Raw genomic sequence first — 15,086 nt, forward strand, 5'->3', positions numbered from 1 at the left:
TTATCTCCAAAGTCATCTGAATAAATAACTACATTACCTAATTTTACAGTTTCTTTACCTGAACCAACTAAAAGTGCTGTATATATTCTATTATAGTTGCCAACCTTAATATATCTAGATTGCATAATTCTTCCAGAGGATACAAATAATCTTGTCCAACTTTCATTTAAATTATATATTTTACTAGTTATATCTGTTGGGCTACTAAAGCTTTGACCTCCATTATCTGAAGTTATTTTAGCTACTTCAAGAGGATTAGTTCTATCAGCTATAATACTCTTATCTGTATTATGCCAAAATGCTTTGCTTCCTGCTGCAGCAAGTATTAAGACTTTATTTGAATCACGATCTGCTACTATAGCTGCATCACCATATCCATAAGTAGATGTGCTAAATCCAGTTGTTAGATTTGTTTGACTAGACCAATTAGCTCCGTTATCTGTTGAAGTCTTAACTAAAAGATCTATTTGATGGTTTCCTAAGTCACCAGCTCCGTTATATCTTAAGTCAGATACAGCTATTAATCTTCCATCATTTGCAGTTGCAATAGCTGGTATTCTATAAATATTACTTCTTGATGTAGTTTCCCATAGTGTTGTACTATTGAAAGGTCTTGCATATGAAGGATCTACTACTTCTTCTAATCTTAAAACTAGCGCATTAGTTTTATTATCTGTAAAACTTACATATGTACCATTTTCTCCATATCTTAAATATTTATTATTTACCTTTGATTTAAGATAATATCCATTTGTTGCTTTTTCAAATACAAATAGTCCCTTATTAGGTGCATTAGTAGTTTTATCTGAAAGTAAGTAAGTTATATTATTGGATGTTGTACTATCTCCTATAAAATAGTAACCTCTTCCTACATTTTTAACATAAAAGCTTCCATCTGTTTGTACATCAAATTTCCAAACAAAATTTTTATTTCCTGATGCATAAGTTGTTTTTCTTATCCAACCATTATTTACGCCACCATCATCAAATAATGCAGTAGTATCAGTAGAGTTATACATAATATAATTTTTTGATGAATCAATACTTTCTGCTCCTGGTGTCTCTTCTATTTTCCAAATACCAGCCTTACTTGCATTATCTGTATAAGTTACATAAAATCTATCTATTCCATAAGTTAAATACTTATTATTTACTGTAGATTTTATACGATATCCACCTGTAGCTTTTTCTAGCTCATATAAGCCCTTAGTTTGTAAATCATTTGCTACACCTGTAACTACATAGTCTAAATACTGAGATTTATCAGCAGTTTTAGATTTACCAGTAAGATATGAATTATTCGTGACATCCTTTACATAAAACTTATCGCCACTTTTCTCAAACTTCCAATTAAACTTTTTATTAAAATCTAAATATTTATCTTGCTTTATCCATCCATCATTTACTCCGCCACTATTATACAATGCAACCTTCTCATTTTCAGCATGAATAATATAAGTTTTTGATTCATCAATAGCAGTTACATCATCTATTGCTGCTGCATTGACCTTTGAAAAACCAAGTGTAGTAATTAAAAATGTAAGTAACAATAACGACACAATTTTCTGAAAATTAATTTTGTTCATAAAAAAATCCCCCTTTAGTCAAATACAATCTGTTAATCTATACATTTATAAAAATAATTTTACATTAAAATGCAAATCAAATGAACTTTTTAGGGTTTATTTAATTAGGATTAATCTACTGAAAATACTTTTTGTATTTAATAAAATAAGTAAATGTAACAATTTATTTAAACGTTTTCTTAATTGTTAAATTTATACCTTTCATATTTTCTTATTTTTATAAATAATTATCCTAACAAATTAATTATTTATATTTAAGCAACATAAGCATTATTATATTTTGATTTTCTCCTTTCCTTATAAATCAATCCTTAAATAATATTTTATAATAGAAAAATGTCGCTTTTTTTAATTATAATCCTTATTAAATCGAATTTCAACAATTTTATGAATGTTTGTCAAATTTTTTTAACTAATCTTTTAATCTGTTATTAGTAAGCATTAAAAACATTATTAAAAACAAAATTCTTATAATAAATTTAATGCGTATGATATTAAATTTGCTTCAAATGAGTCTGGGGTAGGTAGAGTCGGAAGTAGTGAAGTTGATAGCTACTTTAAAATTAAATTTTTAATGATATTTATTGATTTTTTGATGTTTATCTTAAATTTCTAATTACAACGTGTCGATTTTTTTACAGTTATGTATAAAAGTACATTTATTATATATAAAAAACTTTAGTGGAGACTTCATAAAACGACAAAAAAAACAATTAAGAGATGATAAAATATTTTTAGAAGAGTTAAGCAGTAACATAGTTGATGCTTATCAGGGCTTTGCAAAAAGTGTTATTAATTTAAATGTAGCAGAAAGTCATACTTTAAGAGCATCAATTCTTGAGCAATTAGGTAGAGCAGAGGAAGTGAAAATGAATTGATAGATCATATGATTATTATGAAGTATCAATATGAAATGCCTTTATAGACAAGAAAATTAAGATCTATATATAATTTAGCTTGAAAAATTTTTCAATAGTATTGTGATTTATACTAAATTTAAAATTATATTTAATTTAGAAATAAAAAAGTAACTATATTATACAAATAATATTTAATTCATGTAAATATATATAATTCTAAATTGAAAAAATTTTGTAATTAGTTTCATAAAACGACAAAAAATGTATTTAAGTTATGTTAAAATATATAAAAAAATATTATATTTATTTTTTTTAATAAATAATAATTATAAATAAATCATAAAATTTGAAAATTTATATATAAATATTCAATGAAAAATATGCATATAATATATTCTATATAGTTGACAACCATAATTATTATAAAAATACATTTTATATAAGTAAATGGAGAGGTTAAAATGTGCTTTTTAACTGCATGGAATACAGATGTTGGAGTAAGAAAAAAAAATAATCAAGATGGATTATTAATAAAAACTGCACAATCCACAACTGGTAATGTTGGAATGTTTGTAGTTTGTGATGGTATGGGAGGACTTTCTTTAGGTGAATTAGCAAGTTCTTCTTTAATTGTTAGGATATCAACTTGGTTTGAAAAAAAGTTACCTGAAATTTTATTGTTAAATGATAGAGATAATAAAATAAAGGAGAGTTTTAAGAAAGAAATTATTGATGCTAATAAAAGCCTTGAAGTCTATGGAAAAGAAAATGGACTTAAAATTGGAACAACCATTTGTGCTTTACTTATTATTGGAGAAAAATATTATATTTTCCATGTAGGTGATAGTAGGATTTATAAAATTAATACTGAAGTAAAGCAAATGACTGAAGATCAAACCTTTGTTAATAGAGAAATGAAATTAGGAAGAATGAGTGAAGAAGAAGCAAAAGTTCATCCTAAAAAGCATATGCTAATAGAATGTGTTGGTGTAACACCTAGCATAAATATATTAGTTTATGAAGGAGAAGTAAAAAAAGATGATGTTTTTATCATTTCATCGGATGGATTTTATAGCAAGATAAAAGAAGCAGAGTTTTTAACAGAATTTAGTCCAAGTAATATGGAAAGTGAAGATGATATTAGTAATACTTTGAAAAAACTAACTGAATTAGTTAAAGGAAGAAATGAAAAAGATAATATATCAGTTATAGCTATAAAGATAAAGTAATTTTCACTACCAATAAAATATGAGGTGATAAAATGTTAAATGTTCATATAGAAGAAATAATATACATGACTATAATATATTTATTTATTATACAAATTTTAAGATTGTTTATTTTATCAAGAATAAAAAGTAAAAATGCAAAAATACAAAATAAGAAAAATTTATACATAAATGATAATTGTGCTACTAAACCAATTAATGAAAAAAGTTGTAGGCTAGAAGATATTACTGAGGAAATTTCAAAGGATAATTTATATGACAACTTTAAGATTGAGAAAAGTATATTAGTTATACATTCTAATGTAACTATCTAATGTACTACTAAAATGCAAGGGGGAGCAAGGAAGTGTCAATAAGTAATAATTTAGAAAAAAAAATAATAAATAATGGTAGTGATAGGTTTATTCAACTAACTTTACAAAATGAAAAAATTCAAGATTTTGAAATTGGATTTCTTAATAGTGTTGATGAAGATGGATTAATAGGTGTTGAAAAAACAATATTCGATAACATAGTAAATTTAAAGTATTGTATTACAGGATTAATTACTATTGAGCAATACTTCAAAAATATAGAAAATACTAAGGAAAATATGGTTAAGATTTTTACATCAATATCTGAAGTTATATCTAAATCAAGTTTTTTAACAAGTAATAAATTTATTGTTGAAAGTGATATGATTTTTATTAATCCTGAAAGCTTAAAAGTAAATCTTATATATTTACCAACAATAAGTGAATACACAACAAATATTAGTAAAGACTTTAAAGTTATGGTAGCAGATGTAATAAGTAAGATTTTAGATGAGGGTAATATAAAAGAAGGTAGTGCAGATTTTGTAATAGCAATAAATAAAAAGACTCAAGAAGATGAAGTAACTATTGCTGATTTTATTGAATATGCAAAAAAGCAATCTGAAATAAAGGTTTTAAATACTCAAATTAATAATCAAAATGCAAGACAAATGGCTAATACAAATAATAATTCTGCTACAGCATTTGGACAAAGTTATTCTAAACCAGTGCAGCAAAATGTATTAAAAGAAAAACCTGTTTCAACTATGAATCCAGACAAAGCACAAAATTCATATATAAGTGCTAATAGCATTAATCCAAAAGAAACAGAAACATTGAGTGCACAAAACACTAGAAGTAATACAAAGAGAAATAGAGGGAAAAATATTCAGCCAGAAGAGCCTGAAGTTAAAGAAATATTAAGATATAAAACATCAAGAATATTGACTACCATTGTTTTACAGCCTATATTTATTGGATTAGTATTAGCATTATTTTTAATAGATGGAGTTGGAGTTGTACAAGTTATGGGAGGAGGCTTATTAATATTAGCCTTAGATGGAATTATTGTAAAAAGTTTATTAGATCCAAGCAAAAAGGAAAAAGTTAAAGTTACAGTAGCTCAAAAATCTAATAAAAAATATGAAAAAGGAAAAAATGCTGAAGGTAATAAAACTGATACAGGAAGTAATATTAAATCAAACAATAAAAATACAGTAGTAGAAAATCAAATAGTAGAAAGACAACCAATTGTATTTGAAGAAGAAACAACAATGATAGACACACCACAAGTATTTGAAGAAGAAACAACTCTTATATCAACACAACCGTATTTAGAAATAAATAATGGAAGTAGAGCAGGAAGAGAAGAGATAACTTCAGATAATTATATAATAGGCAGAAATGCAGGACTAAGAACTTGGATATCAGGTAGTGGAGTAAGTAGAGAGCATGCAGCAATAATTAATAGGGGAAGCAATTATATAATAAGAGATTTAAATTCTAAAAATGGTACAAAGGTAAATGGAATCAAATTAGTTGGAAATCAAGATGTTCCATTAAATGATGGTGATGTTATAGAAATACCAAGTTTAACTATAACATTTATAATTTAAGAATAGGGGGACTCAATTTAATGAAAAGACTTACTCTTATGTTATTAGATTATGATGATGCGTATTTAAGCCGATTAAATGATTATATTTCAAATATGTATAAGGGAAGATTTGAAATTAGTTGTTTTACTAGTAAAGATATTTTACTAGATCAAATTAAAGATTTAAGAAATAAAGATATATTAATAGTAAATGAAGAATTCTATGATGAATCCTTAGAATCTTTAGGTATAAAAGTTATTTTGCAATTAGTTGAAGAAGATATTGATACTACTAATGAAAGCAAATTAATTCATAAGTATAAAGATATTAATAATATAAATGAAAAAATTATAAATTTATATAAAGAAAGTAATTCAGAAGATTTAGTAAGAATAAATTCAAATAATGCAGAAACAAGAATAGTTTCAATATATTCTCCTGTTGGAGGAAGTGGAAAAAGTTCTTTAGCAGCAGGTATTAGTATAGCATTATCTGAATTAGGTAAAGAAGTTTTTTATCTGAATTTAGAAGATATACAAAGTACAAGCCTTTATTTCGAATCTAGACAATTTACAAGTTTGTCAGATGTAATATTTGAAATAAAAGATAGGGCAGATAATTATGTACAAAAGCTAGTAGCAGGGATAGGAATTGATGAAGAGACAGAAGTGTCATTTTTAAATCCAACAGAGAATATTTTAGATATAGAAGATATGAATGAAGAAGACATAAGATGGCTACTAGAAGGTATAGTTAAGACAGAAAAATATCACTATATAATTATTGATATGGGATCAAAATTTAACTCCCTTTATAACTTAGTTTTAAATTCTTCTAACTATATAATTACACCATTATTAAATAATGAAATATCAAGAATTAAGTTAGAAAAGTATGTTTCAGATATTAATAACTTAGAAAAGTATTTCTTTATTTATAACAATGTAGATAATTTCAGTGAATGTAGTAATCTTGAGTGTTTAACTTTATTAAATTCAGAAATAAGTCTAGTAATTAAGGAAGATAAGAGAATGAGAATGGGCTATGGCATAGATGCTATTAATGTTCCAAGCTTTAGAGAAGCTATAAATATAATCATAAATAAATTAGGATTATAAGGAGGAAGAGATATTGGATCAGGGAGTAGAACAGGAAATTATTGATAGCCTTAAAAAAATACTTCAAAGTGATAATTATGTTCAGAAGGACTTAAGTGATGATGAAATCAAAGAAGTAATAAAAGAAAAGCTATCAGCATGTATTAATGAAAAATCTTTAAGAATAAGTGTAGGTCAAAAAAAGAATATATTAGATAAGGTCTTTAACTCTGTTAAGAGACTAGATATACTTCAACCATTAATAGAAAACAAAGAAATATCAGAAATAATGATTAATGGTTGTGATGATGTATTTATTGAAAAGAATGGTAAAGTTATAAGGTTAGATGTTAAATTTGAAAATAAACAAATATTAGAAAATATAGTTCAAAAGATTGTATCCACAGTAAATAGAGAAGTAAATGAAAAAACACCAATTGTAGATGCAAGATTAAAAGATGGATCCAGAGTTAATGTGGTATTACCACCTATAGCGTTAAATGGCCCAATTGTAACTATAAGAAAATTCCCAGATACTCCATTTACTATAGAAAAGATGATAGAAATAGGAAGTATTACACAAGAAGTAGCAGACTTTCTACATAAGCTTGTAATTGCTAAATACAATATTTTTATAAGTGGTGGAACAGGTTCGGGTAAAACGACATTTCTTAATGCTTTATCAAATTATATACCAAAGGATGAAAGAATTATAACCATAGAAGATTCAGCAGAATTACAAATTAAGAATGTAGAAAATATAGTTAGATTAGAAACAAGAAATAAAAATACAGAAGGCACTGGGGAAATAACAATAAGGGATTTAATAAAAAGTTCCCTAAGAATGAGACCAGATAGAATAGTTGTAGGGGAAGTAAGAGGAGCAGAAGCTTTAGACATGCTTCAAGCTATGAATACAGGACATGATGGCTCCTTATCTACTGGACATGCTAACTCAGCTATAGATATGTTATCTAGATTAGAAACAATGGTACTAACAGGTGTTGATTTTCCAATATCAGCAATAAGAAAACAAATAGCATCTGCAATAGATATAATAGTTCAAATTGGAAGATTAAGAGATAAAACCAGAAAAGTATTAGAAATAAATGAAGTATTAGGAATAGAAAATGGTGAAATAGTACTTAATCCATTGTATCAATTAGTAGAAGAAGAAGGATCAACAGATAAGAGGGTTATTGCTTCATTAAAGAGAACAGAAAATAAGTTTCATAGTATTGATAAGTTAAAAATGAAGGGTATCTATAATGGGGAATAGGAGAGCAAAATGAATACAAAGTTAATAATCATAATAATGCTAGTTATTATTATAATTACTGCTATAGTAGTAACATTTATATTACTTAGAAATAGAAAATCTTACATTGTAGTTGATGAAGAGATTAATGAAACATTAAATGAAGAAAAAGTAGATATAAAAGCTAGTAAAACAAAGAAGAAAAAGAAAGATAAAAAAATTGAAGCAGTAAATAAAAACGGGTTAGTAAATTATAATTGCTACAGTATGAATAAAAAAGAAAAGATACAATGGGCATTAGTTGGAATGGCAGTATTATTTGTAGCAGCATACATTTTTTATCAAGATATAATATGGGCATTAGTATTTTCTTTAATAGGTTTAATGTTTCCTAAAGTAAAAGTAAAGGACATTATTAATAAAAGAAAAAAGAAGCTATTAATGCAGTTTAAAGAGGCTTTATACGTTATTTCAACATCACTAAGTGCTGGTAAGTCCATAGAAAATGCTTTTTCTGATGCAAAGATAGATTTAGAAACTGTATTTGATTTTGGAGAAGAAAGTTACATTATAGATGAGCTGACTTATATAAATAGAAGACTACAAATGAATCAAACTATTGAAGAAGCATTAGAGGATTTTGCAGAAAGAAGTGGTCTTGAAGATATAAAAACTTTCGCAAATGTATTTAACACTTGTAAATTAACAGGTGGTAACTTAATTAGTGTTATAGAAATGACTTCTAGAACAATTGGAGAAAAAATCACTATAAAACAAGATATTGAAACATTAATATCTGGTAAAAAGTTTGAAGCTAATATATTAGGGGTAATACCTTTTGGAATAGTTTTATTTATAAAAATATCAGCACCAACTTTTTTAAGCTCACTATATACTTTGCCAGGTAGATTATTATCTACTGGAGCATTGTTAGTAATTGCAATATCAATATTGTGGGGCAGAAAAATTATGAATATTGAGGTGTAACATAATGGCAGGAATACCGTTTATTATTACAGTTATTATAACGTTAATATTACTTTTATATAGTAAAAAAAATTCAGAATATGTAGAAGAAGTAAAGGGATTAAGCAAGCAACAATATCCTTTTAAAGATATTATGATAATTGGTCTTCTAATTACAGATAAAATTGGAGTTGATAAGTTAAGAGAAAAAAGCCAAGCTTTATATCAAAAGATGTTGGCTATATATGGATTAGAAGTAGCAGCAAATTTTAGACTTCATATTGCTAATAAGTTTGTCTTATCCATACTTGCTATAAATGCAATATACTTTGTGGTATTGGCAAATGGAAGTTTAAGTTTATTTATGATATTAGTTGGTCCAGTAGCAGCTGTTGTTACATATTTTTTAGCAGATTCCTTACAAGAAGAACAGTTTAAAAAGAGGACTAAGCAAATAAAATATGATTTCCCTGAATTTTTAACAAAGTTAGTTTTATTATTAAATGCAGGCTTAACTTTAGAAAGAGCTTGGGGAAAGATTTTAGAAGATACTTCTAAAGAGCAATTAGGCTCACCATTATTTCTTGAAATGGAGAAAACATATAAGGATCTTAAGAATAGCAATAATAAAACTGAAAGTTTAAATAAATTATCAAGAAGATGTAAGGTTCAAGAAATTAGTAAATTTACATCTATAGTGTTACAGAATATGAGCAAGGGCTCAAGTGATATGGTTTTTATGTTAAAACAACTTTCTGATGAATGTTGGTTAGAAAGAAAGTTAAGTGCTAAACAAAAAGGAGAGGAAGCATCATCAAAATTATTATTTCCAATGATGCTTATGCTAGTTACAGTTTTAGCAATAGTATTAGTGCCAGCAATGATGCAGATGTTATCTGCAATTTAAAAATATAAATTAATTTTTAGGAGGTATTTAATAATGAACTTAATTAAAAATTTTTTCAAGGAAGAAGAAGGGATTGCAACTCTAGAGGTAGTTTTAATTGCTGTAATACTACTAGGGTTAATAATATTATTCAAGGATTGGATAGTACAATTCTTCAAGAGTATAATAGCCAAAATAAGTGGAGATGGTAACAAGATATTAGAACCAATCGAAGGTAATTAATATTTAATTTGTAGCTGTCGTATAATTTTAAATTTATAAATAGAATATATATTTAATTTTTGCGACAGCTCTCAAAAATATTAATAAAAATGGAGAATATTATGAGAAAATCAAGAGGTGTATTAACACTAGAAGCAGCATTAGTATTGCCGATTGTTATATGGACTATGTTTTTAATGATATTTCTATCTTTGTTTATTTATACAAGACTATATATAGCTATTAGTGTAAATCATGCAGCATCAATTGCAACAGCTTACTGGTATGATAGCAATAGTGAATTATACACTGTAGAGAATAATTATAATAGTGTAATTGCAAATGCATTAGGAACAATAGGATCTAAACAAGTAAAAATAGATAATTTAAAAAAGAAGATAGAGAATAGAATAGATACCGCGCCTATGAATATTGTAAGTAAAGATGTTACAGTAGAGGCAAAAAGCTATTTAATATATAACAAACTACTGATAAAGGTTGAATGTACTTATGAATTACCTTTAGGAGGATTATTTGATTTATTAGGATTAACAGAAGATGGTAAATTAAAAGATAAATTTAGTAAGGAGATAAAATTCTCAAGTACAGAAGAAAATATGAGGTTAATAGCTTATTTAAGTGATAAAGTAGCTCAACTTTATGGTAATTCTAAAATTAAGAGTGAAATTAATGGTAAGTTAGATGAAGTAATAAACTTCCTTAATAAAGCAGCTGGAAATGGAGGTGAAGATAGCAGTGAGGGATAAAAATGAAAAAGGTGTAATTACTGTATTCTTAGCCTTAGTATTTGGACTGTTACTTACATTTTTAATTAACCTAGTTAATGTAACAATGGTAAATTCAGCGAAAAATCAAATGATTATTGCAAGTGATGCTGCTATAACATCTGCTTTAGCAGGATATGATAGAGACTTATTTAGTGATTATGGATTACTTTCCTTTGAAGAAAATTCTGATATGATAACTGCGTTAAATAAGATATTTATGGAAAACTTAAATGGTAATGCAGGCTTAAATGGAATGTTTAACTATGATGATACTGAGAATGAGTTATCAGCAGTAACTGGTGGAAATATATTTGAAGATAATCAATTAATGAAAAAGCAAATGATATATGCAATGAAGTATCAAGGAACAGAAAACTTATTATTAGGTGTATTTGATAAAATAAAAGAATTTACAAATTCTAAAGAAGTAATTGAAGAAAGTGAAAAATTACAAGAAGTTGATGAAAAAGTAGGAGATATAGAAGAAGAGATAGAAAAAATGCAAAAAGCTAAACGCGATGCAGCAAGTATAATAGTTGAGTTAGCAAAAAATAATAACTATGAGATTTTAGGTCAAGGAAATATTGGATATATATACAACATAGAAGATATAAAATCATTTTATCCAGGTAATGATACTATAGCAGCATCTTATGATGCTATGGAAATAGGAAGTTACAATCCTAGAGCAAATTTACCAAGAATGTATTCATACGCATATACAATATTAATTTTGGAAATGTATAAGGACTACTTATCAATTTTAGTAGAGGAACAAAATGCACAAGGTAATACTAATTTTGGAGAAAGTATAAATGTATATCAAATAGACCAACTAATTAAAGAATTAGAAAGCAGAATTAGTGATGAAAAGGATAATTTAGTTAATAGATTAGGTTACTATATTGATGATTTAATAGATGGAAAAAATAAAGTAGAAGACTTAATTAATACTTATGATAGATCAGTTCAGCCTATTTTAGATTCTTATAAGGAAATTGCAAATAACTCTCAAAATGCAGATATAAAGAAGAATGCAGAAGATAGTTATAATTCTTATAATATATTGCTAAGTGAACAAAACTTAGAGAATGTAAAGAATGATTTTACAAAGGTTATAGATAAGTATAATTATGTAGTTAATAATCTAGATCAATTAGTTAATAATTTATTAAAAATTAAAACTGATTATTCAGGCTTAATATCTACAGATTGGGTAAGAAATAATAAGGATAATAGTGTATTTGAAGAAATGGATATGGTAATAGGTAAAAGATTTAATTGGCCGCCGGATGTAGAAAATTTTGTTCAAATTATATGTAATAATAAAAAGTTTAGAGAACTATCAAAAGAAACAAATATTTTAGAAATTCAATTAACAACTATAGAAAAAGAATTCAACATAAATGATTCTACAAAAACGGATAAACCTGAACCTGAATCTGATAAATTTAAAGAGTTTTTTAAGATGTTTAAAAAATTTAAAGAAGAAAAAAGTAAAATTAATATTGTAGGGAAATCAGAAAAAAGTATTACTCCAGTAAATCCAGTAAATACAAATGATGAAGCAAATAATAATGGAGGCACTAAATTATCAGAACAAATAAATAAAGTAGAGTCTGAATATAATTTAGATTTATCAACATCAATTATTAATTCTGGAGCAGGCTTTTTAGATAAGCTATATTTAGTTGAATATATAATGACTAATTTTAAAGATAGAAGCTCTGAGTTTAGTAATCCAGACTATAGTAGAATACCAGAAATGAGAAAATCTCCAGAAACTAAGTTAGATTATGAAATAGAAACAATTATATCACAAAAATATAATGATAAAGATAGTAGTACAACGCTAGTAGATGATTTTTTCGCTATGAGAATGGCATTAAACACTATAAGTTTAATGACTAAACAAGAAGAATTAAAAACATTTATAATAAATATTTCTGGTTTAATATCAACAGCGACAGGAGGATTTATACCAGCACCAGTAGCAAGAGTTATATTAACTTTAGGTTGGGCTGCTGTAGAAAGTAGTTATGACATAATAGATATTTTTAATGGATATTCTACTCCAGTAATTAAGGAGACTTTTGAGGAATGGGTTACTGATTTTGGCTTAGATAAAAATGATTTTAGATTTAATTTGGATGGGGCAATGAGTGAAATGAGTAATAAGAACTTTGTAACATCTAAGAAAGGTGGAGAAGCTTACAATAAACAAGATGGTTCATTATCATTAAATTATACTGATATGATGAGGTTTAAATTGTTAATTATTGATAGTAATAAGATTATAGATGGTAGTCAAAATCTTATTATAGAAAATAAAGCTCTAAGAGAAAAATATATTAATTATAAAAGTAATATGGAAATAAGTGTAGATAAATCAAAACTAAATATATTATTTAATACTGACGTATTTTCATCAAATGAAGGACATAAATTCAATAGTTTTAGTTTTAAAAAAGGATATAATTAGGGAGGAAAAAACATGAAAAAAACATTAATTGCATTAATAATTTTAACTTTAAGTTTTGCAGTAGTAGGATGTACGTCTGATAAGGAAGAAACTACAAGTAATAGTAAAGAAGTCGTAACACAAGAAGAATCTAAGGAAGAAAAGAAAAGAAATAGTGATGAAATGTATGAATTATATACATCTAAGCTAGAAGAGGTAGAAAAATTCTTTAAAGAAAATAATATTGATTTTAAAGAAGATCAAAGTAATAAGAATAAAAAATATGATGGTACAGTATCAATTAGTTATGAAAATAGTGATGATAATGCTAAGTATTCAATAGCAGGATATGGGATTGCTTTTGAAAGTGATGGAGAAATATCATTTATAACAGCTAGATTAGCAGTGAATGTAAATGATGAAGAAATGAAAAATAAGGAATTTAAATTTGAGGAAACAGAATTTTATAAATTCAAAAATATTTTAATACCAGAAATTAAAAATGCTGATGAAATTAATGAGAAGGTAAATTCTACTTATAAAAAGTTAACTTCTACAGATAAAATAGAAATTAAAAATGGAAATATTAATGAGAGCTTTTTATTGGGCGATAATACATTAGTTTATGACATTATAATTACTCCATAATAAATTATAGTAGAATTTATTATGGATTTTAAGTGAGATTAAATAAATTAAAATACAAACAATTGAAAGCATATAAATGCAGTTAATGATTAAATTATTTATATGAAAAGAAAAGTAATAGGTATGCTTTCAATTGATATCTTTTATTGAATATATATAAAGTTACACAATAGAAAACTATTTTAATTACATAAAGTATAAATAAAATCAATTTGTGTAATTAAAATAATTTTTATCAAGGTAAAATAGATCTTAAAAATTCAATTTTATAGGGGATAGATAATAGGGGGACAAGAATGAAAAAGAGATTAATCGCATTAATAATTTTAACTTTAAGTTTAGGGATAGTAGGGTGTGCATCTGATAAAGATGAAACTACAAGTAATAGTAAAGAAGTCGTAACTCAAGAAGAATCTAAGGAAGAAAAGAAAAGAAGTAGTGATGAAATGTATGAATTATATGCTTCAAAGTTAGACGAAGTAGAAAAGCTATTTAAAGAAAATAATATAGATTTTAAAGTGAAAAATGATAAAAAAAATACAAAATATGATGAGAAAGTTTCTATTGCATATGAGAATGGTGATAATAATAATATAGGAGAATTTTCACTTGCTGGATACGGGTTAACTTTTGAAAAAAATGGTGACATAATGTATGTATCAGCAGATATGAAAGTGAATGTAAGTGATGATGAGATGAAAGCTAAAGAATTTAAATTTGAAGATACAGAATTTTATAAATTAAAAAATATTTTAATACCAGAATTAGATAATTTAGATGAAATTAATGAGAAGGTTAATAAAGCCTATAAAAATTTAACATCTTTAGAATCAGTAAAGATAGAAAGTGAAAATATAGAAGAGCGTATATTAATAGGTGATAATAGTATAGTTTATACTGTAATAATTAATCCATAAGATATTAAAAATAAATTATAAGATAAGTATAAACAGGTTTAAGTTATCAAAATACAAGCAATTGAAAGCATATAAATAAAGCAATAATTAAGATATTTATATTAAAAGAAAAGTAATACATATGTTTTCAATTGTAATCTTTTATTGAATAAATATAAAGTTACATAATAGAAAACTATTTTAATTATATAAAGTATAAATAAAATCAATTTGTGTAATTAAAATAATTTTCATGAAGATAAATAGATTATAAAAATTCAATTTTGTAGGGGATAGA

The 15,086-nt window shown here is 25.6% G+C and carries 14 protein-coding genes; 13 read left to right on the plus strand and 1 reads right to left on the minus strand.

Features of this window, described 5'->3' with window-relative positions; translation table 11 throughout:
• The coding region (locus ACQRD5_RS14695) for a sialidase family protein (protein ID WP_427746984.1) at positions 1-1,586 on the minus strand (1,586 nt) is incomplete at its 3' end.
• 623 nt (positions 1,587-2,209) lie between these two features.
• On the opposite strand from ACQRD5_RS14695, the gene ACQRD5_RS14700 reads away from it, so the two are divergent.
• The 13 genes from ACQRD5_RS14700 to ACQRD5_RS14760 all read left to right on the plus strand — a co-directional run bounded on the left by ACQRD5_RS14700 (position 2,210) and on the right by ACQRD5_RS14760 (position 14,809).
• Entirely contained in the window at positions 2,210-2,464 is a 255-nt protein-coding gene (locus ACQRD5_RS14700; protein ID WP_320900321.1) for a hypothetical protein, read from the plus strand.
• A gap of 443 nt (positions 2,465-2,907) precedes the next feature.
• On the plus strand, positions 2,908-3,675 hold the full coding sequence (locus ACQRD5_RS14705) for a PP2C family serine/threonine-protein phosphatase (protein ID WP_320900319.1): 768 nt from the start codon (positions 2,908-2,910) through the stop codon (positions 3,673-3,675).
• 32 nt (positions 3,676-3,707) lie between these two features.
• Positions 3,708-3,989 carry a hypothetical protein gene (locus ACQRD5_RS14710; RefSeq protein WP_320900317.1) on the plus strand — a complete coding sequence of 94 codons (282 nt, stop codon included), beginning with the start codon at positions 3,708-3,710 and terminating at the stop codon, positions 3,987-3,989.
• Positions 3,990-4,021: 32 nt separating this feature from the next.
• Positions 4,022-5,584 carry an FHA domain-containing protein gene (locus ACQRD5_RS14715; RefSeq protein ID WP_427746985.1) on the plus strand — a complete coding sequence of 521 codons (1,563 nt, stop codon included), beginning with the start codon at positions 4,022-4,024 and terminating at the stop codon, positions 5,582-5,584.
• A gap of 20 nt (positions 5,585-5,604) precedes the next feature.
• Positions 5,605-6,684 (plus strand): AAA family ATPase, encoded by a 1,080-nt coding sequence (locus tag ACQRD5_RS14720; RefSeq protein ID WP_294363655.1) that lies wholly within the window; start codon positions 5,605-5,607, stop codon positions 6,682-6,684.
• 13 nt (positions 6,685-6,697) lie between these two features.
• Positions 6,698-7,942 (plus strand): CpaF family protein, encoded by a 1,245-nt coding sequence (locus tag ACQRD5_RS14725; RefSeq protein WP_427746986.1) that lies wholly within the window; start codon positions 6,698-6,700, stop codon positions 7,940-7,942.
• Positions 7,943-7,951: 9 nt separating this feature from the next.
• Positions 7,952-8,908 (plus strand): type II secretion system F family protein, encoded by a 957-nt coding sequence (locus ACQRD5_RS14730; RefSeq protein WP_427746987.1) that lies wholly within the window; start codon positions 7,952-7,954, stop codon positions 8,906-8,908.
• Between the two features lie 4 nt (positions 8,909-8,912).
• On the plus strand, positions 8,913-9,794 hold the full coding sequence (locus ACQRD5_RS14735) for a type II secretion system F family protein (RefSeq protein WP_308780579.1): 882 nt from the start codon (positions 8,913-8,915) through the stop codon (positions 9,792-9,794).
• Positions 9,795-9,827: 33 nt separating this feature from the next.
• Positions 9,828-10,016: a Flp1 family type IVb pilin gene (locus tag ACQRD5_RS14740; RefSeq protein ID WP_308780578.1), complete on the plus strand. Its 189-nt coding sequence runs from the start codon at positions 9,828-9,830 to the stop codon at positions 10,014-10,016.
• 101 nt (positions 10,017-10,117) lie between these two features.
• A complete protein-coding gene (locus ACQRD5_RS14745; RefSeq protein WP_427746988.1) occupies positions 10,118-10,762 on the plus strand; it encodes a TadE family protein in 645 nt (214 codons plus the stop codon).
• A complete protein-coding gene (locus tag ACQRD5_RS14750; RefSeq protein WP_320900308.1) occupies positions 10,752-13,265 on the plus strand; it encodes a DUF5702 domain-containing protein in 2,514 nt (837 codons plus the stop codon). Before ACQRD5_RS14745 ends, ACQRD5_RS14750 begins: the two co-directional genes overlap by 11 nt.
• Positions 13,266-13,277: 12 nt before the next feature.
• Complete coding sequence (locus ACQRD5_RS14755; RefSeq protein ID WP_427746989.1) at positions 13,278-13,892, plus strand: hypothetical protein; 615 nt, start codon at positions 13,278-13,280, stop codon at positions 13,890-13,892.
• 296 nt (positions 13,893-14,188) lie between these two features.
• Positions 14,189-14,809, plus strand: coding sequence for a hypothetical protein (locus ACQRD5_RS14760; RefSeq protein ID WP_427746990.1), 621 nt, complete (start codon positions 14,189-14,191; stop codon positions 14,807-14,809).
• The last annotated feature ends 277 nt before the right edge of the window (positions 14,810-15,086 follow it).

It is taken from the genome of Clostridium sp. SGI.024 (assembly GCF_050315195.1).
GTDB lineage: Bacteria > Bacillota > Clostridia > Clostridiales > Clostridiaceae > Clostridium.